Raw genomic sequence first — 19,987 nt, 5'->3', positions numbered from 1 at the left:
GAAGTTAGGTCAAGCTATCTTGTCACTCACATCAGAGGTTAGATGATAGGCAACGTAGCTTGAGGCTAAGGAAGTTAGGTGAAGCTATCTTGTCACTCACATCAGAGGTTAGATGATAGGCAACGTAGCTTGAGGCTAAGTAAGTTTGATCAAGCTAACTTGTCTCTCACATCAGCTCGGTCAGATCCTTTCTCAGCTCACCTGCTGCTTCTCCAGCTTGCGCGCCAGCGTGCGGCGGTGCATCCCCAACCGCCGCGCCGTCTCCGAGATATTGAACCCCGTCTCCGCCAGCACCTCGTGGATGCGCTCCCACTCCAGCGTCTTGAGCGAGCTGGAGCGGTTGGTCACATCCACCTCGGTATCACCTTCCTTCAAGCCAAACGCGGCCTCGATGTCGTCGGTGTTCGATGGCTTGGCCAGGTAGTGGCAGGCGCCCAGCTTCACGGCCTCGACGGCGGTGGCGATGCTGGCAAAGCCGGTGAGCACGACGATGAGCATGGCTTCGCTGGCGGCGTGCAGTTTCTGCACGCAGGCCAAACCAGATGCGTCGCCCTTGAGCTTCAAATCGACCACGGCGTAGCCGGGGGTGTGCTGGGTGAGCAATGCCTCGACCTCGGGCAGGCTGGCGGCCTGGAGCACGCGGTAGCCGCGGCGTTCGAACGAGCGGGCCAGGGTGCGGGCAAAGGCCTCGTCGTCTTCCACGATGAGCAGCTGTCGCTTTTCCTTCGCATCCTTGGGGGATGCGTCTGCTGCGGGGCTGCTGCTGATTGTGGTGGTTTCGTCCATGGCGCTCGGGTCCGGGTTTTGTACTAGTACGAATTCGACTTTGTCTGGCTACAAAAGTTGCTGGTTCGCTTGGCTGTCCATCCAACGCAAATTCGCAGCATCACGCAGGCCGGTGCCCGCGCGGCATCGCAATCGCCGCCAGCGGCAGGCGGATGCTGACCTGTGCGCCGCTGCCTTCGCCGTCGCCCGTGCGGTTGCGGGCCGTAACGCTGCCGCCCAGGGTGCGTGCCACGTTCATCACCAGGTACAGGCCCAGGCCGCTGCCGGGGCGCTGCTTGGTGGACTGGTAGGGCTCGCCCAGGTGGTCCAGCATGCCGGGCGCAAAGCCGGGGCCTGCGTCGTTGACGGTCATGCACAGGGCAGGCACCTCGGCCTTGTCGTCGCGGGTGATGAGCAGTTCCACCCACTGGGGCGAGGCGTCCCGTGCATTGTCCAGCACATTGAAAACCATCTGCTTCAACGTGGTGTCCGACACCATGGGCGTGTCGTCGCCAAAGTCGTTGCGGTACGAGAACGCGGGTATCGACCGCGTGGTGCGCCACTCGTCGGCCAGGGCGTCGACGAAGGTGCGCACGGTGGTCTGGGCCGATTCTTCGCCGCGCGCCTCGCCGGCCGACAGCAAGATGCCGCTCACGATGCTCTTGCAGCGCTGTACCTGGGTGCGCATTTCCTCGATGTCTTCGCGCAGCAGCTCGTCGCCCATCAGCTCCTGGTCGTGCTGCCAGTCGCCCAGAATCACGGCCAGGGTGGACAGCGGCGTGCCCAGCTCGTGCGCGGCGCCCGATGCGAGCAGGCCCATGCGCACGATGTGCTCTTCTTCCACCCGGCGGCGGCGCGCGGCGGCCAGGCGGGCGTCGCGCTCGCGCAGGTTCAGGTTGATGCGGGTGATGAACACCACCACCAAGATCGCGTTGAGCACAAAGCACACCAGCAGGCCAATGACGTACAGGCTCGACAGGCCCTGGTGCAAATCCTGCGGCAGCTCCAGCGGCAGGTGGTAGTTGGCCAGCAGGGCAAAGCACGCGGTGTTGATGGCCACCATGCTCCAGATATAGGCCCCGCGCAGCAGGATGGCGCCCAGCGCAATCTGCAGCAGGTACAAAAAGACAAAGGGGTTGCTGGTGCCGCCGCTCAAATACAGCTGGGTGGTGAGCACGGCCACGTCCACCAGCAGCGCCAAAAACAGCTCCACGTTGCGCACCTGCACCCCCGTGCGCAGGCGCAGCAGGCTGACCACGTTGAACACGGCCAGGCAGCCCACCACCATCAGCATCTGGTGCAGGGGGATGGTCAAGCGCAGGCTGTGGTGGGCCACCTCGATGGTGAAGACCTGGCCGATGACGGCCATCCAACGCAGCTGAATGAGCTGCTGCAGGTTCTTGATGCCGGCGGCGGCATCGGCAGCGCGCGGGTTGCGCAAGAACTCGGCGCGCTTGGCGAGGCGTTGCAGGGGCATGGCTTGAGTTTAGTGCCCTGCTTGGGAAGCCTGGCGCCGCTCGTAGCGCACCACGAACCAGCCCGCGCCCAGCACCATCAGCGCCAGGCCGTACCAGGTAAGGGCATACACCGCATGGCTGTTGGCAAAGCGGATGGTGGTGAGCCCGGCGCGCGGCCAGGTGGTGCCCGCCGTGGCGGCGGCGGTGCCGGCCACTTCCACCGCTTCCGCCGTGGGGTTGGCCACGCCGCGCTGGGGCAGGCCGGCGTCGATGAAGAAGGGCGCCGCGCGGGGCAACTGCAGTGCCTGGGCGATGGCCGCCACGTCGCGCGAGAACCAGCGCTGGGCGGCGGGGTCGTTTCTGCGCAAAAAGCCGCCCTTGGGCTCGCTGATGCGGATGAGGCCTTGCACGGTGGCGGGGGTGGCATCGTCGGTCTTGCCTGCCCATTGCGCGCGCTGGTCCTGGGGGATGAAGCCGCGGTTGACCAGCACCTGGGTGCCATCGGCCTGCTGCAGCGCGCTCAGCACCCAAAAGCCCGAGCCCAGGGCGGTGACGGCCTGGGTGAGCAGGGTCTTGCCGGGCAGCCAATGGCCGCTGAGGGCCACGGGCAGGTATTCATGCGTGTCGGCCGTGATGCCGGGCCACTCGCTGGCCGGGGGCAGGGCCACGGGGGCGGCGTGCACGCGCTGGTCCACGCGCTCGATGAGGTCGAGCTTCCACACCCGCCGCTGCACCTGCCAGGTGCCCAGGGCCACGAAGCCCAGGAACAGGGCGATGCCCACCACCAGCAGCAGGGCGCGGCGCAGGCGGCGGGAGGCTGCAGGCGCTGCAGCGTGGGTTGCAGACATCGAAAACTCCTTGTCGGGACCACTGGCGCACAGGCCAGAAACAGATGCGGCCGCTGGAGGCGGCCGCTGTTCAATCCATCCAATGCGGCCCCGCTGGTGCAGGGCTGCACTCACCCTCAGGGGGTGTGGTGGCCGGCGGCGCCACCTTCGGTCTGGGTGGGCGGGGTCGGCGTGGGGTGGTCGGGCATCATGTTGGCGTTCATGTGGAACATGACCCAGAGCGTGCCGCTGATGGCAATGGCCACGAAGACCACGGTGAAGATGGTGGACAGCAGCGTCCAGCCGCCCTCGACCTTACCGTTCATGTGCAGGAAGCAGACCATGTGCACCAGGATCTGCACCACCGCGAAGCCGCCGAGCACGAGCACGGCGGTGTTGCGGTCGGCAATCACCTTGGACATGACCAGCCAGAACGGGATGGCGGTGAGGATGATGGACAGCACGAAGCCGACCATGTAGCCCGAGAAGCTGCTGTGCGGCCCCACGTCGCCATGGTGGTCGTCGTGGTGGTGGTCGTCATGGCCGTGGCCAGCGTTGGCGGTGTGTTGTGCGGCGCCCATGTCAAAGCACTCCCATCAGGTACACGAAGGTGAAGACGCCGATCCAGACGACGTCCAGGAAGTGCCAGAACATCGACAGGCACATCAGGCGGCGCTTGTTCTCGTGGATCAGGCCGTGTTTCTTGATCTGCAGCATCAGCACCACCAGCCAGATCAGGCCGAAGGTGACGTGCAGGCCGTGGGTGCCGACCAGCGTGAAGAAGGCCGACAAAAAGGCGCTGCGCTGCGGGCCCGCGCCCTGGTGGATCAGATGGTGGAACTCGTACAGCTCCAGCGCCAGGAAGCCCAGGCCGAACAGGCCGGTGATGGCCAGCCAGGCGAGCGTGCCGCCCACCTTGTTCTGCTGCTTTTGCAGCATGGCAAAGCCGAAGGTGATGGACGACGCCAGCAGGAAGGCGGTGTTGATGGCCACCAGCGGCAGATCGAACAGCTGCGCGCCGGTGGGACCGGCGGCGTAGCTGCGGCCCAGCACGCCGTAGGTGGCGAACAGCGCGGCGAAGATGAGGCAGTCGCTCATCAGGTAGAGCCAGAACCCGAGGGCGGTGCCGTTCTCGGGGTGGGGCTCGTGCGCCAGGTGGTACTCGCGGCGCGCCAGCGTGGCGGCCGTGGGGCCGCCTGCCGTGATGGCAGCGGCGGCTTGGTTGTAGGTGATATCAGACATGGCTGGCACGCAGTTGTTGGGTACGCAGGTTCTCGGTCTCCGTCACTTGCGCGGCGGGGATGTAGAAGTCACGCTTGTAGTTGAACGTGTGGATGATGGACACCAGCACCACGCCCGCGAAGGACAGGCCGGCCAGCAGCCACATGTGCCAGATGAGGGCGAAGCCCAGCACCAGCGACAGGGCCGAGATGATCACGCCCGCGCCGGTGTTGGCCGGCATGTGGATGGGCTGGAAGCCGGTGAGCGGGCGCGCGTAGGCGTGCTTCTTCATGTCCCACCAGGCATCGATCTCGTACACCTTGGGGGTGAAGGCGAAGTTGTAGTCCGGCGGGGGCGACGAAGTGGCCCATTCCAGCGTGCGGGCGTCCCATGGGTCGCCGGTGTGATCGCGCAGCTGGTCGCGCTTGAGGTAGCTCACCACGATCTGGATCAGCAGGCAGCCGATGCCCAGGGCGATCAGGAAGGCGCCGAAGGCGGCGATGACGAACCAGATCTGCAGCGAAGGGTCTTCGAAGTGGTTGGCACGGCGCGTGACGCCCATCAGGCCCAGGATGTACAGCGGCATGAAGGCCACGTAGAAGCCCACCACCCACAGCCAGAAGGAGCACAGGCCCCAGAAGCGGTCGAGCTTGTAGCCGAAGGCCTTGGGGTACCAGTAGTTGATGCCGGCGAACAGGCCGAACAGCACGCCGCCGATGATCACGTTGTGGAAGTGGGCGATCAGGAACAGGCTGTTGTGCAGCACGAAGTCGGCCGGGGGCACGGCCAGCAGCACGCCGGTCATGCCGCCGATGGCGAAGGTGACCATGAAGGCCAGGGTCCACAGCATGGGCAGCTCGAAGCGGATGCGGCCCTTGTACATGGTGAACAGCCAGTTGAAGATCTTCGCGCCCGTGGGGATCGAGATGATCATCGTGGTGATGCCGAAGAAGGTGTTCACGCTGGCGCCGGAGCCCATGGTGAAGAAGTGGTGCAGCCACACCAGGTACGACAGGATGGTGATAACGACCGTGGCGTACACCATGGAGGTGTAGCCGAACAGGCGCTTCTTGCAGAACGTGGCCACCACTTCGGAGAAGATGCCGAAGCAGGGCAGGATCAGGATGTAGACCTCGGGGTGGCCCCAGATCCAGATCAGGTTCACGTACAGCATGGCGTTGCCGCCCAGGTCGTTGGTGAAGAAGTTGGTGCCGGCGTAGCGGTCCAGCGACATCAGCACCAGCGCGGCGGTGAGCACCGGGAACGAAGCGACGATCAGTGCGTTGGTGCACAGGGCCGTCCACGTGAAGATGGGCATGCGCATGAGGTTCATGCCGGGTGCGCGCATCTTGATGATGGTGACGATCAGGTTGATGCCCGAGAGCGTGGTGCCCACCCCGGCGATCTGCAGCGCCCAGATGTAGTAGTCCAGACCCACCCCCGGGTTCTGCGCCCCCAGGTTGGACAGCGCGAGCCAGCCCGCGGTGGAGAACTCACCCAGGAACAGCGACACCATCACCAGGATGGCACCGGCGGTGGTCATCCAGAAGCTGAAGTTGTTGAGGAACGGGAAGGACACGTCGCGCGCACCGATCTGCAGCGGCACGAGGTAGTTCATGAGGCCCGTGACCAGCGGCATCGCCACGAAGAAGATCATGATCACGCCGTGGGCGGTGAAGATCTGGTCGTAGTGGTGCGGCGGCAGGTAGCCCATGTTGTCGCCAAAGGCCATGGCCTGCTGCAGGCGCATCATGAGCGCGTCGGCAAAGCCGCGCAGCAGCATGACCACGCCCAGGATCATGTACATGATGCCGATCTTCTTGTGGTCGATGCTGCAGATCCAGTCGCGCCACAGGGTACCCCACAGGCGGAACTTGGTGATGCCGGCCAGCACGGCCAGGCCGCCCAGCACGACACCGATGAAGGTGATCAGCACGATGGGCTCGTGCGCCATGGGTATCGAGTCCCAGGTGATTCGGCCCAGGGCCCAATGCGGTTCGGTTACAACGGGTGAGGTGGACATGTTCGTCAGTCTCTTAGGCGCGGATCATTGGCGGGAAAGGGTGCGGTCGTGGACCGTGGCGTGGCGCGCTTCGAGTGCGGCCACGATCTGGCCGGCGTTGTCGATGGTGCACACGTCCTGGGGCAGGTTCAGGCCCATGGCCTTCATGTAGGCCTCGCCACCGCGCTCGTCGATGGACATCATGTGGTGCATGCACATCTTGCCTTCTTCGACGCAGCGGTTGAGCACCTTGTCGTACAGGCCGGTTTCCACGCTGGCAAAGCGCTGCACGGGATCGCGCTCGCTGGGCTTGACGAGGTTCAGGTAGGTGGTCTTGTCCAGCGCCTTGCCTTCGGTCTTGGCCTTGGCCACCCACTGCTCGAAGTCGCCCTGGCTCAGGCCGTGGAACTTGAAGGTCATGCCCGAGAAGCCCGAGCCGCTGTAGTGCGAGGCGATGCCGGGGTACACGCCCGGCTTGTTGATCACGGCGTTGAGCTCGGTCTGCATGCCGGGCATGGCGTAGATCATGCCCGCCAGGTCGGCCACGTAGAAGGCATTCATCGTGGACGTGGCGGTGAGCTTGAACAGGATGGGGCGGTCCACCGGGGCGGCCAGCTCATTCACCGTGGCAATGCCCTGTTCGGGGTAGAAGAACAGCCATTTCCAGTCCATGGCCACGACCTGCACCACCATGGGGGTGGCCTGGGCTTCGAGCGGCTTGGTGGCCGAGATGCGGTCCAGCGGGCGGTAAGGGTCGAGCTTGTGGGTGCCGATCCAGGTCAGCGCGCCCAGCGCGATGATGATCAACAGGGGCACGGTCCAGATCACCAGCTCCAGCGTGGTGGAGTGGTGCCAGTCGGGGTCGTAGTCCTCTTCGGTGTTGGCGGTGTTGCTCTGGCGGTACTTCCAGGCGAACCACAGCGTGAGGGCGATCACCGGCACGATGATGATCAGCATCAGCAAGGTGGCCTGCACGACCATGTGGCCTTGCTGCGAGGCGATGTCGCCTGCGGGATTGAGGACGACGGCCTTGCTGCAGCCGGCGAGGCTGGTGGCGGTGGCCGCCAACGCAAGCCATGCCGGCCCGCGAAGTTGGGGAAGTTTGAACATGTGATGGGCCCAACAAAGGCGTTTAGGGGTAAACGCGAATGACAATTTGCCGCTCAATGTAATAGAGCAGCCAAATTTGTCCATTGGACATTTTGTCCAAGGTCAAGTTTTTGCCCCTTTTGGGGGCAGCCAGCGAACACACTGCCAGTACCGAAATCCCTGCAGAGACAGCCTATGGGCATTTGTCCTGCGAGAACGTGGGTGAAACCGCCCTTGTCGGGCCGGGCTGCTGGGTGTAAAACGTGGGTGTATCAGTTACACAACAAAGGAGCCCTGTTCATGAGCAGTCCCGCCTCTGCGATCTACCCGGCGAATGGCTTTGAAGAAGGCCACGCTTCCCTCTCCCGCGCGGACACCCATGAAGACGTCACCCCCAGCGAAATTGCCGTGGGCGTGATCATCGGACGCTCGTCCGAGTATTTCGACTTCTTCGTTTTCGGGATCGCCTGCGTGCTGGTCTTCCCGTCGTTCCTGTTCCCCTTCATGTCGCGCCTGGACGGCACGCTGGCCGCCTTTGCGCTGCTGGCCGTGGCCTTCGTGGTGCGGCCCATCGGCACCGCCATCTCCATGGCCATCCAGCGGCGCTGGGGCCGGGGCACCAAGCTGACCATTGCGCTCTTCCTGCTGGGCGTGTGCACGGTGGGCATGGCCTTTTTGCCGGGCTACAAGGACCTGGGCACCACCGCCATCGTGGCGCTGCTGATCCTGCGCATCGGCCAGGGCCTGGCGCTGGGCGGCTCGTGGGACGGCTTGCCGTCGCTGCTGGCGATGTCGGTGCCCAAGCACCGCCGCGGCTGGTACGCCATGATCGGCCAGCTGGGCGCGCCCGTGGGCTTCGTGCTCGCGGCCGGCCTGTTTGCCTACCTGTACGCCAACCTGTCGGTGCAGGAGTTCCTGGCCTGGGGCTGGCGCTACCCGTTCTTCGTGGCCTTTGCCGTGAACGTGGTGGCCCTGTTCGCCCGCCTGCGCCTGGTGGTGGGCCAGTCGTACACCGAGCTGCTGCAGGACCGTGAGCTGCAACCCGTGCCCGTGCACGAGGTGATGCGCGACGAAGGCAGCAACGTGCTGCTGGGCGCGTTTGCGGCGCTGGCCAGCTTTGCGCTGTTCCACCTGGTCACCGTGTTCCCGCTGTCGTGGATCACGCTGTACACGGACCAACCCGTGACCCAGATCCTGGGCGTGCAGATCGTCGGCGCCTTCCTGGCGGCCGGGGCCATCATGGTCTCGGGCTGGCTGTCGGACCACCTGGGCCGACGCAAGCTCTTGGGCGGCATGGCGGTGCTGATCGGGGTGTTCAGCTTCATGGCGCCGGTGCTGCTGAACAGCGGCGAAGTGGGCAGCACCATGTTCCTGCTGCTGGGCTTTGTGCTGCTGGGCCTGTCGTACGGCCAGGCCTCGGGCACGGTGACGGCCAATTTCTCACCCAAGAACCGCTACACGGGCGCCGCCCTGTCGGCCGACCTGGCCTGGATCATCGGCGCGGCCTTTGCCCCGCTGGTGGCCCTGGGCCTGTCGGCCCAGTTTGGCCTGCTGGCCGTGACGGTGTACCTGCTGTCGGGCGTGGCCTGCACCCTGGGCGCCCTGAACTTGAACCGCCGCATGGAGCGGCGCGACCGCTGATACCCCCTACAACCCTACAAGAGAGAGCGAGGGGCGGGCCTGTTGATAACAAGGCACGGCCCTGTAGAGAAGCGATGCAAGAACCCGGTGGCTGCCTTGGCGGCCACCGGGTTTTTGTTTTCAGAACCTGGTTTCAGGAATCGCGGCCGATGATCTCGAAGAACGCCCGGATCAGGCGCATGTCCCGGCGCTCGGCCAGGCAGACCACGTGGGCGTAGGTCTTGATCTGCGCGTCGCTGATGCGCACCGCGTGCAGGCCCGCGCCGGGCACGTATTCCACCTCTGACACGGCAGCGACGCCCAGGCCCTGCAGCACGGCCTCGCGGATGATCTCGCGGCTGGCGACTTCCATCACCACCGTGGGTTGCACGCCCGCGGCCTTGAGCGCCGACTCGATGGCCTTGCGCGTGGTGGAGCCCTGCTCGCGCAGGATCAGCTTCTCGCCCTGCAGCTCTGCCGTGCGGATGCTGCGCCGGCGTGCGAACCGGTGGTCTGCATTGCAGAAGATCACGATGGGGTGCTCGCTGTACGGCACCGACACGAAGCGCTTGTCCTTGAGCACCTGCGCCAGCACGCCCACGTCAGCCCGGTAGTCGAGCAAGCGGGTCAGCACGTCCTCGGAGTTGCCGGTGCCCACCGAGATGTTGATGTCCGGGTAGCGCTGGTTGAAGGCGGCCAGCATCTTCGTGACGTGCGAGGGCCCCACGGCGGCCACGCGCAGGTGGCCCGAGCGCAGCTCACCCGCATCGCGCAGAACCTGCACGGCCTCCAGCTCCAGCCCGAAGATCTGGCGCGACAGCTGCAGCAGGCGCTCGCCGATCTCCGTGGGGCGGATGCGCCGGCCGGTGCGGTGGAACAGCTCCACCTTGTACAGCTCCTCCAGTTGCTTGACCTGGGTGGTCACCGTGGGCTGGCTCACGTGCAGGGCCTGGGCCGCGCGCGTGAAGCTGCCCTCCGTGGCCACGGCGTGGAAGGACCTCAGCTGTGTCAGGCGCATGGCATTCGTCTCCGTGTTATCCCGTGCCAACTATAGATTGAATGAATGCAACGGTGAAAAAAGTTGAATTTGCCAGATAGTGCGCGAGCGCCGACAGTAGGGCCATGCGTCGGGCCCCGTGAGGCATGCGCACACAAGAGGTTCAAACCCAACCCTTAGGAGACATCGATGAAATTCACGCGACGATCCCTGCTGGCCAGCACATCCCTGGTGCTGGCCCCCTCCCTGGTGGGCCTGAGTGCCACGGCCAGGGCCGCAGCCGGCACCCTGACGGTGGGCCTGATTCCTTCCGAGGATTCGCGGGCCATGATCGCCAACAGCCAGGCCATGATGGACATGCTGTCCAAATCGCTGGGCATGCCGGTCAAGCCCTTTGTGGCGGCCGACTACAACGGCGTGATCGAGGCCCTGCGCTCCAAGCGGCTCGATGTGGCCTACCTCGGCCCCTTCTCGTACGTGATGGGCACCACCGTGGCGCCCATCGAGGCCTTCGCCGTGGCCGAGACCAAGAAGGCCGGCCGGGCCTTCTACCACGCGCTCATCGTGGCCCACAAGGACAGCGGCATCAAGACCGTGGCCGACCTCAAGGGCAAGACCTTTGCCTTCGTGGACCCGACGTCCACCTCGGGCCACCTGTTCCCCAAGGCCGGCCTGATGAAGGAGGGCTTCAACACCGACAAGGATTTTGGCCGGGTCGTCTTCTCCGGCTCGCACGACTCGAATGCCGTGGCGGTGCAGAACAAGAAGATCGAGGCCGTGGCGATTGCCGACCGCATCCTCGATGCGGCCATCGCCAAGGGCCTGGCCAAGCGCGAGGACCTGGTGGTGGTGTGGAAGTCGGACCCGATCCCCGAGTCGCCCACCGTGTGGCGCAAGGACCTGGATGCGGACCTCAAGAAGCGCGTGCAGGCCGCCTTCCTGGACGTGAAGGACATCCCATGGTCGGACCAGGGGATGCTCAACGGGTTTCATCCCACGAACGACAAGGCCTACGACATCATCCGCGAGACGGCCAAGATCCTGAACCTCGACCTGAGGGCCATGAAATGATCAAGATCCGTGGCCTGAGCAAGCGCTACGGCGACTTCGATGCGCTGACGGGCATCGACCTCGACGTGGCGCCGGGGGAGTTCCTGGTGGTCCTGGGGCCTTCGGGCGCCGGCAAGTCGACGTTGCTGCGTTGCATCAACCGCCTGGCCGAGCCCACGAGCGGCGAAATCCACATCGACGGGCAACTGGCCCGGCCCAGCGGCGCGAGCCTGCGCGGCCTGCGCCGCCAGGTGGCGATGATCTTTCAGCACTACAACGTGGTGCCCCGCCTGTCGGTGCAGAAGAACGTGCTGACGGGCCGCATGGGGGCGGTGCCTTCGGCGCTGTCATGGCTGCAGATCTTTCCGCGCAAGGACGTGGCGATTGCGCTGGAGTGCCTGCGCCGTGTGGAGCTGCAGGACAAGGCCGGGCTGCGCACCGACACGCTCTCGGGCGGGCAAAAGCAGCGCGTGGGCATTGCGCGTGCGCTGGCCCAGCAGCCCAAGGTGATCCTGGCCGACGAGCCGGTCGCCAGCCTGGACCCGAAGACCTCGCGCACGGTGCTCAACTACCTCAAACAGGCCAGCCGCGAGCTGGGCATCACCGTGGTCTGCAACCTGCACCAGATCGACTATGCGCGCGAGTTCGGCGAACGCATCGTGGGCGTGTCGGGCGGGCGCATCGTCTATGACGGCGGGCCCGAGGGCCTGACGGACGAGATGCTCAAGCGGATCTACCCCGGCCTGGACGAGGGCGACGCCCGCAGCCGCGGCGCCCCCGCCGTGGCGGCCGCAGCCGCACCCGCGCTGCGCCAGCTGGAACTTGAGGAGGCAGGCGCATGAACATCGGTTCCTACACTTTTCTGGTGGCCCGGCCCAGCGGCGGGCTGGGGTGGTGGCCGCGCATCGGCCTGGGTGCGCTGTTCGTCGGCGTGCTGTGGTGGGCAGCGCGCGGCGCGCAGGTCAGCTTTGGCGAGCTGGCCAAGGGCCTGCCGTGGATCGGCGACTTTCTGGGGCGCATGCTGCCACCCAACTGGGCGTTTCTGGACAAGCTGATCGTTCCGGCGATCGAGACCATCCAGATCGCCGTGTGGGGCACCCTGCTGGCCGTGGTGCTGGCGATTCCGGTGTGCTTCTTCGCCGCGCGCAACCTGACGCCGAACGTGGTGGTCTACCAGCTCACCCGCCAGCTGTTCAACGTGACGCGGGGCGTCAACGAGATCATCCTGGCGCTGGTGTTCGTGGCCGCGGTGGGGCTGGGGCCGTTTCCGGGCGTGCTGGCACTGGCCGTGCATGGCGCGGGCATGCTGGGCAAGTTCTTCTCCGAGTCGATCGAGGAGATCGACCAGGGGCCGATCGAGGCGCTGCGCTCCACCGGGGCCGGGCCCATACAGACCATCATCTTTGCCGTGCTGCCCCAGGTGGTGACCGCATGGATCGCCGTGGTGCTGTACCGCTTCGAGACCAACCTGCGCCAGGCCACCGTGCTGGGCATGGTGGGCGCGGGCGGCATCGGCTTCGAACTGGTGGGCAGCATGAAGCTGTTCCAGTACCAGGACACCGCCACCTGCATCGCCGTGATCATTGCCATGGTGATGGTGGCCGATGCCATCTCGACCCGGCTGCGTGCCTGGATTCAAAAAGGAGCCCGTTGATGAATGCTGCTGTGATCGACTTCGTGCAGGCCAATGGCCGGCAATACGCCAGGCCCGCCGCACCGGTGGTGGTGGTCTGCGTGGATGGCTGCGAGCCCGACTACCTGACCCAGGCCATCCAGGCAGGCGTCGCGCCCTACCTGGCGCGCATGCAGGCCCAGGGCGGCTCGCTGATCGGGGACTGCGTGGTGCCCAGCTTCACCAACCCGAACAACGTGTCTATCGTGACCGGCGTGCCTCCCTCGGTGCACGGCATTTGCGGCAACTACTTCTACGACGTGGCCGCCGACCGCGAGGTCATGATGAACGACCCCGAGTACCTGCGTGCCCCGACGCTGCTGGCGGCCTTTGCGAACGCCGGTGCGCTGGTGGCGGCGGTGACGGCCAAGGACAAGCTGCGCACCCTGCTCGGCCATGGCCTCAAGGGCATCTGCTTTTCGGCCGAGAAGGCCGACAAGGCCACGCTGGCCGAGTGCGGTATCGAGAATGTGCTGGAACTGGTGGGCAGGCCCGTGCCCTCGGTGTACAGCGCTGACCTCAGCGAGTTCGTGTTTGCGGCCGGTGTGCGCCTGATGGAGACCCGCCGGCCGGACCTGATGTACCTGTCGACCACCGACTACGTGCAGCACAAGTGCGCCCCGGGCACGCCGGAGGCCAATGCCTTCTACGCAATGATGGACGGCTACCTCGCCCAGCTCGATGCGCTGGGCGCGGTCATCGGCCTCACCGCCGACCATGGCATGAGCCCCAAGACCGACGCCGCCGGCAAGCCGCGCGTGGTGTACCTGCAGCAGGAGCTGGATGCACAGCTCGGTGCGGGCAGCACGCGGGTGATCCTGCCCATCACCGACCCCTACGTGGTGCACCACGGCGCCCTGGGCTCGTTCGCGACCATCTACGTGAATGCCGGGGCCACGCTGGAGGGCGTGCGCAGCGCGCTGCAGTCCCTGCCGGGCGTGGAGGTGGTGCTGACGCGCGAGGAGGCGGTGGCCCGCTTCGAGTTGGCGGGCGACCGCATAGGCGACCTGGTGGTGGTGTCGGACCACCTCACGGTGCTGGGCACCAGTGCGGCGCGGCACGACCTGAGCGGGCTGACCGTGCCCCTGCGCTCGCACGGCGGCATCTCGGAGCAGAAGGTGCCGCTGCTGTTCAACCGGCCCCTGAAGGGCGTCGCCCCCGGTCGGCGGTTGCGCAATTTCGACGTGTTCGACCTCGCGTTGAACCACGCTTTCCCCTCCGTCTAGAGGTCTCTCCATGCCACATGAATACTTGAACCCCGTACGCAGCGTCTACGGGGCAGGGGAACTGTTGTCTCTGCCAAAGCTGCTGGGCGGCCGGCGGGCGCTGCTGGTCACCTTTCCGGAGGCCCGCCAGCTAGGCCTGGTGGCCCGCATCGAGGGCCTGCTGGGCGACCAGCTAGCCGGTGTGATCGACGATGTGCGTCCCAACCCGGACGTCGCGGAGCTTGCGGCGGTCTACGACGCCTTCTGGTCCGGTGGGGCCGCGAGTGCCGAGGTGATCATTGCGGTGGGCGGTGGCAGTGCCATCGATACCGCCAAGGCGCTGATGGTGGCCACGCCCAGCGGGCGTTTCTCCGAGCTGGTGGCGCTGCTGGCGTCCGGCAAGGCCTTCACGCCAGCGCGGACCAAGACGCTCATCGCCGTGCCGACGACGGCCGGTACCGGCAGCGAGGTGACGCCCTGGGCCACGGTGTGGGACCGCGGCGCGCAGAAGAAGTACTCGCTGCACCTGCCCGAGACCTGGCCGAGCATTGCGCTGATCGACCCCGAGCTCATGCTGTCGCTGCCCGCCTCGGTCACGCTGCAGAGCGGTCTGGATGCGCTGTCGCACGCGCTGGAGTCGATCTGGAACGTGAATGCCAACCCTGTGTCCGATACCTTCGCGGTGGCGGCGGTGCATGAGATCCTGGATGCCCTGCCGCAGCTGATGGAGCACCTGGACGACGCGGTGCTGCGCGGTCGCATGGCCCTGGCGGCCCTGAAGGCCGGCATGGCCTTCTCGAACACGCGCACGGCACTGGCGCACTCGATCTCGTACGAGATGACGCTGCGCTACGGGCTGCCGCACGGCATTGCCTGCAGCTTTCCGCTGCCCATGGTGCTGGAGCGGGCCATTGGCCAGAACCCGGAGCGCGACGCCGTGCTGGAAAGCGCCCTGGGAAACCTGGCCGGTGCGCCGGCCCGGCTGGCCCGCTTCATCGAGGAACTGGGTGTGAGGACGCGCTTTGCCGACTATGGCGTGAGTGACGACCAGGCGCAGCAGATGGTGGCCCATGCGCTGACCGGCGCACGCGGCAAGAACTTCATCGGAGCCAACACGGCAGCACTCAAGGAGGCAGCATGAGTTGCATCATGGAAAGCGTGGACTTCCGCGCGGAGGCCCTGCGCATCGGCGGCGCCAGGGTGCGCACGGAGCGCAGCATCGACGTCGTCAACCCCTACAGCGGCGAGCGCGTGGGCACGGTGGGCATGGCCAGCGTGGAGGACGTGCGCCGGGCGATGGACATCGCCCAGGCCTATGTGCCCACGCTGTCGCGCTACGAGCGTTCGGCCATCCTCAACCGGGCGGCGGCGCTGCTGCGCGAGCGCACCGACGAGGCATCGAACATCATCACCGCCGAGTCGGGCCTGTGCAAGAAGGACAGCACCTACGAGATCGGGCGCGTGGCAGACGTGCTCAACTTCGGCGCCAACGAGGCCCTGCGCGACGATGGGCAGGTGTTCTCGTGCGACCTCACGCCGCACGGCAAGAAGCGCAAGGTGATCACCACGCGCGAGCCGCTGTTGGGTGTCATCACGGCCATCACGCCCTTCAACCACCCCATGAACCAGGTGGCGCACAAGGTGGTGCCGGCCGTGGCCACCAACAACCGCATGGTGCTCAAGCCTTCGGAGAAGGTTCCCCTGTCGGCCTACTATTTTGCCGACCTGCTGTACGAGGCCGGCCTGCCCGTGGAGATGCTGCAGGTGGTGACCGGCGATCCGCGAGAGATCGCCGACGAGCTGCTGACCCACCGCCACGTCGATCTGGTCACCTTCACCGGCGGGGTGGCCATTGGCAAGTACATTGCGTCGAAGGCCGGCTACCGGCGCATGGTGCTGGAGCTGGGCGGCAACGACCCGTTGATCGTGATGGACGATGCCGACCTGGACAAGGCCAGCGACTTGGCGGTGCAGGGCTCGTACAAGAACTCGGGCCAGCGCTGCACGGCGGTCAAGCGCATGCTGGTGCATGAGAAGGTGGCGGCCGAGTTCACCGAGCGCGTGGTGGCCAAGACGGTGGCATGGCGCTATGGCGACCCGATGGACAAGGCCACCGAGATGGGCACGGTGATCGATGAGGCCGCGGCCCGCCACTTCGAGAAGGTGGTGAACGAGGCCATCTCCCAGGGCGCGCGCTTGCTGGCGGGCAATGTGCGCGAGGGCGCGCTGTACTCCCCCACGGTGCTGGACCGGGTGCGGCCGGAGATGACCGTGGTGCGCGAGGAGACCTTCGGCCCCGTGTCGCCCATCCTGACCTTTCGCAACATCGACGAGGCGATCTGCATATCCAACGGCACGGCCTTCGGCCTGTCGTCGGGCATCTGCACCAACCGCCTGGACGACGTGACCCGCTTTGCCAAGGAGCTGCAGGTCGGCACCGTCAACCTCTGGGAGGTGCCGGGCTACCGCATCGAGCTGACCCCGTTCGGTGGCATCAAGGATTCGGGCCTGGGCTACAAGGAAGGGGTGCAGGAGGCGATCAAGTCGTTCACCAACTGCAAGACGTTTACCTTGCCATGGTGAGCGGGCAGGCATTCGTCCCGCACGCAGGCCCTAGATCGCCATGCCCTGCACGGCGCTGGCCAGAGGCTCCAGTGCCGCCATGTCTGCTGAAGTGAGCGTGATGGAGGCAGCCGCCGCGTTTTCCTGGAGCCGCGAGGGCTTGCGGGTGCCGGGGATCGGCACGGCGGTGGCGCCCAGCAGACGTGCCTGCGTGTGCAGCCAGGCCAGCGCCAGCTGCGCCGCCGAGAGCCCGCGGGCGGCGGCCAACTGCTCGACCTGGGCCACGAGGCGGGCGTTGGCCGCCTGGTTGTCTGCCGCAAAGCGCGGGAAGTTCTTGCGGGCGTCGTCGGCACCCAACTGGCCGGCAAAGCTGCCACTGGTGAGCAGCCCGCGCCCCAGCGGGGCATAGGGCACGATGGCGATCCCCAGCGCCACTGCGCATGGCAGCACCTCGCGCTCGATCTGGCGGCTGAACAGCGACCATTCGGATTGCAGCGCCGCGATGGGATGGATGGCATGCGCTGCGCGCAGTTCGTCGGCCGTCACCTCGCACAACCCGAGCGCGCGGACCTTGCCGGCGCGCACCAGGTCGGCCATGGCGCCGATGGAGTCGGCCAGCGGCACCTCCTGGCTGCGCCGGTGCATGTAGTACAGGTCGATGGTGTCGACCCCCAGGCGCTGCAGCGAGCGCTCTGCCGCGGCGCGGATGTAGGCGGGCCGGTTGTCCAGGCTCCAGTCGCCGGGGTTGTCTGCGGTGCGGGTGTAGCCGAACTTGGTGGCGATGAAGGCGCGGCCCCGGTGCGCCCGCAAGAAGGGGGCGAGAAAGCTTTCGTTGGCGCCCAGGCCGTACATGTCGGCGGTGTCCAGCAGGGTGGCGCCCAGGTCCATCGCCTGCGCCAGCGTGGCCTGCGACTGCGCTGCATCGGCGGCGCCATAGAACTCGCTCATGCCCATGCAGCCCAGGCCCTGGGCCCCGACCATGGGGCCGGAGCGGCCGAGTTGAACCTGTGCGAGGGCGGGGTGCTTGTGTGCCATGGAGAACGATCCGTAAAAAGATGAACAAGCGCCCTGTTATAAGTATGGACCATGGTCCAAGGTCAAGCCGCCAGTGCAATGCTGATTTCCGAATTCGCCCGGGCCGCCGGCCTGCCGCAGGACACGGTCCGGTTCTACGTGAAGAAGGGCCTGATCACCCCGCGGCGTGGGCAATTGGGCGGCTCCAGCGCCTACCAGACCTTCACCGAGGACGACCTGGTGGCGGTGCGCATGGTTCGCCTGCAGCAGTCGCTGGGCTATTCGCTGGGCGAGATTGCGGCGCTCAACGAGGAATACCGCCGGGGCGCGCGCTCCAGGGCGCGGACGGTCGAGGTGCTGCGCACGCAGATCGAGCGGCTGGAGGACAAGAAGAGCCAGTTGGAAGGCGCGCTGGCCTTTCTGCGCGACAAGCTGGAATGGATCGAGGCGGGCAAGCCCGCGGGTGCGCCCCGGATCAGCGACTACCGGTGCTGAGGCGGCCGGTGCCTGCCGGGACGCGCCTGAGGTTCTAGCCGGCAGGGATCGGCCGGTGCGCCGATGCCTGTGCCACAGCAGCGAAAGCCCCCACCACCACCTCCCGCACGGTGTTCGCCACCTCGTGCCGGCTCTCCCTGCGCCAGGCAAGGTGCAGTTCGGCATGCAGGCCCGCCGGGTCGCGCAGCGGCCGGAACGCGACATTCGCATAGCCCAGCCGCATGGCCGAGTGGGGCACGAGCGCGACGCCCCAGCCCGCATCGACCAGCGCCAGGATCGAATGGGTGTGGCTGAGCGTGAGCACGGTGTCTGGCGCCACGCCCTCGGCGCGCAGGCGGCCGGCGATCAGCTCGTAGATGTAGCGTGTCTCCGACGGGCAGAACTCGATGAAGGGCTGGCCCTGCAGCGCTGCCAGTGGCATCGGCCCGCCCTGGGCCAGCGGATGGCTGGCGGGCGCGGCCAGCACCAGGGGCTCCTGCAGCAGCGGGGCCGAAGCGGCGAAGCTGCGCGGTGCGAAGGGCCGCACGATGCCCAGGTCGAGCCGGTCGCCGGCCAGGGCTTCGAGCTGGTCCACGCTCTGCATCTCGCGCAGCACCACGTGCACGTCGGGCAGGCCGGCGCGGATCGCGCCGAGCACCCGGGGCAGGAGGGCGAAGCTGGACGCTGCGATGAAACCCAGCGTCACGCTGCCGGCATCGGCGCGCATGGCCCGGCGCGCCGCCAGAGTGGCGGCCTGGCTGCGGCGCAGGATGTCTTCGGCCTCGCGCAGGAAGGTGGCGCCCGCGGGCGTGAGGCGCACCGCACCGCCCGCGCGCTCGAGCAGGCGCACCCCGACCTCGTGCTCCAGCAGCTGGATCTGGCGCGTGAGCGGGGGCTGCGTCATGTTGACCAGGGCGGCAGCGCGGCCGAAGTGCAGTTCGGTGGCGACGGCCACGAAGCAGCGCAATTGGGAGAGCTGGAACACGATCTATTTCTTGAATGGCGCCATCGCCTGTTTGGATTGGACACTGCCTGGGTGGCTTTTTACAGTGGATCCCATTGTTTCACTGTATCCAGGAGCTGCATTGTGAGTTCATTCCAGGGGCCGGCGCTGCGCAGCGCACTCGGCGGTATTTCGGGCATTTTGGTCACGCCGTTCGGTGCCGATGGCGCGGTGACCGCCGCGCCGCTGCGCCCGGTGGTGGACCGGGCCGTGCAGGCCGGCGTGCAGGTGCTGGTGGCCAATGGCAACACCAGCGAGTTCTATGGCCTGGAGGCCGGGGAGGCCGAGCAGGCGGTGCAGTTCGCCGCCGAGTGCGTGGCGGGGCGCGTGCCGCTGCTGGCCGGCGTGGGCCGCAGCGTGGGCGAGGCCTGCCGCCTGGCCCGTGTCTCGCGCGATGCGGGGGCCGATGCGCTGATGGTGCACCAGCCGCCAGATCCCTTTGTTTCGCCGCGTGGCGTGGTGGCCTATGTGCAGCGCATCGCCGAGGCGGGCGGCGGGCTGCCGCTGGTGCTGTACCTGCGCAACGAGAACATCGGCCTCGCCGCCGTGGAGGCGCTGTGCCGCATCCCCGAGGTGGTGGGCGTCAAGTGGGCGTCGCCCACGCCGCTGCTGCTGGCACAGGCCATGCGCCGCGTGGAAGACCGCAACCTGGCCTGGGTCTGCGGCCTGGCCGAGGTGTGGGCGCCGCCGTTCTACGCGGTGGGTGCGCGCGGTTTCACGTCGGGGCTGATCAACGTGCTGCCCGAGCGGTCGGTGGCCATCTTCCAGGCGCTGGAAGCCGGCGACCACGCGCTGGCGATGCGCCTGATCGGCGAGATGCTGCCTTTCGAGGAACTGCGTGCGCAGGAGAACAACGGCACCAACGTCACCGTGGTCAAGGCCGCGCTGCAGCTGATGGGCAACTCCTGCGGCGCCACGCGCCCGCCCTCGGCCTGGCCGCTCACCGAGCGGCAGCAGCAGGAGCTGGGCGCCTTGCTGGCAGGCTGGAATCTGCTGCGCTGACCTGGCCTCACCGTTTCTCTCCAGGCT

The 19,987-nt window shown here is 66.7% G+C and carries 19 protein-coding genes; 9 read left to right on the top strand and 10 right to left on the bottom strand.

Annotated features, from left to right (window positions below; genetic code table 11):
- Positions 1 to 192: 192 nt before the first annotated feature.
- The 7 genes from AC07PF_RS30035 to cyoA form a co-directional block, all read right to left on the bottom strand.
- Entirely contained in the window at positions 193 to 786 is a 594-nt protein-coding gene (locus tag AC07PF_RS30035; protein WP_494614341.1) for a response regulator transcription factor, read from the bottom strand.
- Between the two features lie 100 nt (positions 787 to 886).
- Complete coding sequence (locus AC07PF_RS30030) at positions 887 to 2,242, bottom strand: ATP-binding protein (protein ID WP_494614340.1); 1,356 nt, start codon at positions 2,240 to 2,242, stop codon at positions 887 to 889.
- A gap of 9 nt (positions 2,243 to 2,251) precedes the next feature.
- Positions 2,252 to 3,070, bottom strand: coding sequence for an SURF1 family protein (locus AC07PF_RS30025; RefSeq protein ID WP_494614339.1), 819 nt, complete (start codon positions 3,068 to 3,070; stop codon positions 2,252 to 2,254).
- 116 nt (positions 3,071 to 3,186) lie between these two features.
- Positions 3,187 to 3,630 carry a cytochrome o ubiquinol oxidase subunit IV gene (cyoD, locus tag AC07PF_RS30020; RefSeq protein ID WP_494614338.1) on the bottom strand — a complete coding sequence of 148 codons (444 nt, stop codon included), beginning with the start codon at positions 3,628 to 3,630 and terminating at the stop codon, positions 3,187 to 3,189.
- Position 3,631: 1 nt separating this feature from the next.
- Entirely contained in the window at positions 3,632 to 4,291 is a 660-nt protein-coding gene (gene cyoC / locus AC07PF_RS30015; RefSeq protein ID WP_007851384.1) for a cytochrome o ubiquinol oxidase subunit III, read from the bottom strand.
- Positions 4,284 to 6,293 carry a cytochrome o ubiquinol oxidase subunit I gene (cyoB, locus tag AC07PF_RS30010; protein WP_494614337.1) on the bottom strand — a complete coding sequence of 670 codons (2,010 nt, stop codon included), beginning with the start codon at positions 6,291 to 6,293 and terminating at the stop codon, positions 4,284 to 4,286. Before cyoB ends, cyoC begins: the two co-directional genes overlap by 8 nt.
- 24 nt (positions 6,294 to 6,317) lie before the next feature.
- On the bottom strand, positions 6,318 to 7,382 hold the full coding sequence (gene cyoA, locus AC07PF_RS30005) for a ubiquinol oxidase subunit II (protein WP_007851379.1): 1,065 nt from the start codon (positions 7,380 to 7,382) through the stop codon (positions 6,318 to 6,320).
- A 279-nt stretch (positions 7,383 to 7,661) separates the two neighbouring features.
- Here cyoA and AC07PF_RS30000 point away from each other — a divergent pair, with 279 nt between their 5' ends.
- A complete protein-coding gene (locus AC07PF_RS30000; protein ID WP_007851377.1) occupies positions 7,662 to 9,002 on the top strand; it encodes an MFS transporter in 1,341 nt (446 codons plus the stop codon).
- A 133-nt stretch (positions 9,003 to 9,135) separates the two neighbouring features.
- On the opposite strand, the gene AC07PF_RS29995 is transcribed toward AC07PF_RS30000, so the two are convergent.
- Positions 9,136 to 9,999: a LysR substrate-binding domain-containing protein gene (locus tag AC07PF_RS29995; RefSeq protein WP_494609771.1), complete on the bottom strand. Its 864-nt coding sequence runs from the start codon at positions 9,997 to 9,999 to the stop codon at positions 9,136 to 9,138.
- Between the two features lie 168 nt (positions 10,000 to 10,167).
- Between AC07PF_RS29995 and phnD the strand changes: the two genes are divergently transcribed.
- The 6 genes from phnD to phnY are packed head-to-tail and all read left to right on the top strand — an operon-like array spanning position 10,168 to position 16,488.
- Complete coding sequence (phnD, locus tag AC07PF_RS29990) at positions 10,168 to 11,049, top strand: phosphonate ABC transporter substrate-binding protein (protein ID WP_494609772.1); 882 nt, start codon at positions 10,168 to 10,170, stop codon at positions 11,047 to 11,049.
- Entirely contained in the window at positions 11,046 to 11,870 is an 825-nt protein-coding gene (gene phnC, locus AC07PF_RS29985; RefSeq protein WP_494614336.1) for a phosphonate ABC transporter ATP-binding protein, read from the top strand. The genes phnD and phnC overlap by 4 nt, the downstream gene beginning before the upstream one ends.
- A complete protein-coding gene (gene phnE, locus AC07PF_RS29980) occupies positions 11,867 to 12,682 on the top strand; it encodes a phosphonate ABC transporter, permease protein PhnE (protein ID WP_494609774.1) in 816 nt (271 codons plus the stop codon). The genes phnC and phnE overlap by 4 nt, the downstream gene beginning before the upstream one ends.
- On the top strand, positions 12,682 to 13,926 hold the full coding sequence (gene phnA / locus AC07PF_RS29975) for a phosphonoacetate hydrolase (RefSeq protein WP_494614335.1): 1,245 nt from the start codon (positions 12,682 to 12,684) through the stop codon (positions 13,924 to 13,926). The genes phnE and phnA overlap by 1 nt, the downstream gene beginning before the upstream one ends.
- A gap of 10 nt (positions 13,927 to 13,936) precedes the next feature.
- On the top strand, positions 13,937 to 15,046 hold the full coding sequence (gene psrA / locus AC07PF_RS29970) for an iron-containing alcohol dehydrogenase PsrA (protein WP_494614334.1): 1,110 nt from the start codon (positions 13,937 to 13,939) through the stop codon (positions 15,044 to 15,046).
- Complete coding sequence (gene phnY / locus AC07PF_RS29965; RefSeq protein ID WP_494614333.1) at positions 15,043 to 16,488, top strand: phosphonoacetaldehyde dehydrogenase; 1,446 nt, start codon at positions 15,043 to 15,045, stop codon at positions 16,486 to 16,488. Before psrA ends, phnY begins: the two co-directional genes overlap by 4 nt.
- Positions 16,489 to 16,518: 30 nt before the next feature.
- On the opposite strand, the gene AC07PF_RS29960 is transcribed toward phnY, so the two are convergent.
- Positions 16,519 to 17,502: an aldo/keto reductase gene (locus tag AC07PF_RS29960; RefSeq protein WP_494614332.1), complete on the bottom strand. Its 984-nt coding sequence runs from the start codon at positions 17,500 to 17,502 to the stop codon at positions 16,519 to 16,521.
- Positions 17,503 to 17,580: 78 nt separating this feature from the next.
- Between AC07PF_RS29960 and AC07PF_RS29955 the strand changes: the two genes are divergently transcribed.
- On the top strand, positions 17,581 to 17,976 hold the full coding sequence (locus AC07PF_RS29955) for a MerR family transcriptional regulator (RefSeq protein ID WP_494614331.1): 396 nt from the start codon (positions 17,581 to 17,583) through the stop codon (positions 17,974 to 17,976).
- Between the two features lie 34 nt (positions 17,977 to 18,010).
- Here the strand turns inward: AC07PF_RS29955 and AC07PF_RS29950 are convergent, their stop codons facing one another.
- Positions 18,011 to 18,940, bottom strand: coding sequence for a LysR family transcriptional regulator (locus tag AC07PF_RS29950; RefSeq protein ID WP_494614330.1), 930 nt, complete (start codon positions 18,938 to 18,940; stop codon positions 18,011 to 18,013).
- A 102-nt stretch (positions 18,941 to 19,042) separates the two neighbouring features.
- Here AC07PF_RS29950 and AC07PF_RS29945 point away from each other — a divergent pair, with 102 nt between their 5' ends.
- Entirely contained in the window at positions 19,043 to 19,960 is a 918-nt protein-coding gene (locus tag AC07PF_RS29945; RefSeq protein ID WP_494614329.1) for a dihydrodipicolinate synthase family protein, read from the top strand.
- The last annotated feature ends 27 nt before the right edge of the window (positions 19,961 to 19,987 follow it).

This window comes from Acidovorax sp. GW821-FHT10A04 (assembly GCF_059415825.1).
Note: the sequence above shows the minus strand (reverse complement) of the source record. Positions and strands in the feature narration are given on the sequence as shown.

Coding starts and splice junctions, on each gene's coding strand:
- cyoD (WP_494614338.1), bottom strand. CDS start 3,630: ATGGGCGCCGCACAACACACCGCCAACGCTGGCCACGGCCATGACGAC.
- AC07PF_RS30000 (WP_007851377.1), top strand. CDS start 7,662: ATGAGCAGTCCCGCCTCTGCGATCTACCCGGCGAATGGCTTTGAAGAA.
- cyoC (WP_007851384.1), bottom strand. CDS start 4,291: ATGTCTGATATCACCTACAACCAAGCCGCCGCTGCCATCACGGCAGGC.
- phnE (WP_494609774.1), top strand. CDS start 11,867: ATGAACATCGGTTCCTACACTTTTCTGGTGGCCCGGCCCAGCGGCGGG.
- AC07PF_RS30030 (WP_494614340.1), bottom strand. CDS start 2,242: ATGCCCCTGCAACGCCTCGCCAAGCGCGCCGAGTTCTTGCGCAACCCG.
- cyoB (WP_494614337.1), bottom strand. CDS start 6,293: ATGTCCACCTCACCCGTTGTAACCGAACCGCATTGGGCCCTGGGCCGA.
- phnY (WP_494614333.1), top strand. CDS start 15,043: ATGAGTTGCATCATGGAAAGCGTGGACTTCCGCGCGGAGGCCCTGCGC.
- phnC (WP_494614336.1), top strand. CDS start 11,046: ATGATCAAGATCCGTGGCCTGAGCAAGCGCTACGGCGACTTCGATGCG.
- AC07PF_RS29960 (WP_494614332.1), bottom strand. CDS start 17,502: ATGGCACACAAGCACCCCGCCCTCGCACAGGTTCAACTCGGCCGCTCC.
- AC07PF_RS30035 (WP_494614341.1), bottom strand. CDS start 786: ATGGACGAAACCACCACAATCAGCAGCAGCCCCGCAGCAGACGCATCC.
- AC07PF_RS29995 (WP_494609771.1), bottom strand. CDS start 9,999: ATGCGCCTGACACAGCTGAGGTCCTTCCACGCCGTGGCCACGGAGGGC.
- psrA (WP_494614334.1), top strand. CDS start 13,937: ATGCCACATGAATACTTGAACCCCGTACGCAGCGTCTACGGGGCAGGG.
- AC07PF_RS30025 (WP_494614339.1), bottom strand. CDS start 3,070: ATGTCTGCAACCCACGCTGCAGCGCCTGCAGCCTCCCGCCGCCTGCGC.
- cyoA (WP_007851379.1), bottom strand. CDS start 7,382: ATGTTCAAACTTCCCCAACTTCGCGGGCCGGCATGGCTTGCGTTGGCG.
- phnA (WP_494614335.1), top strand. CDS start 12,682: ATGAATGCTGCTGTGATCGACTTCGTGCAGGCCAATGGCCGGCAATAC.
- phnD (WP_494609772.1), top strand. CDS start 10,168: ATGAAATTCACGCGACGATCCCTGCTGGCCAGCACATCCCTGGTGCTG.
- AC07PF_RS29955 (WP_494614331.1), top strand. CDS start 17,581: ATGCTGATTTCCGAATTCGCCCGGGCCGCCGGCCTGCCGCAGGACACG.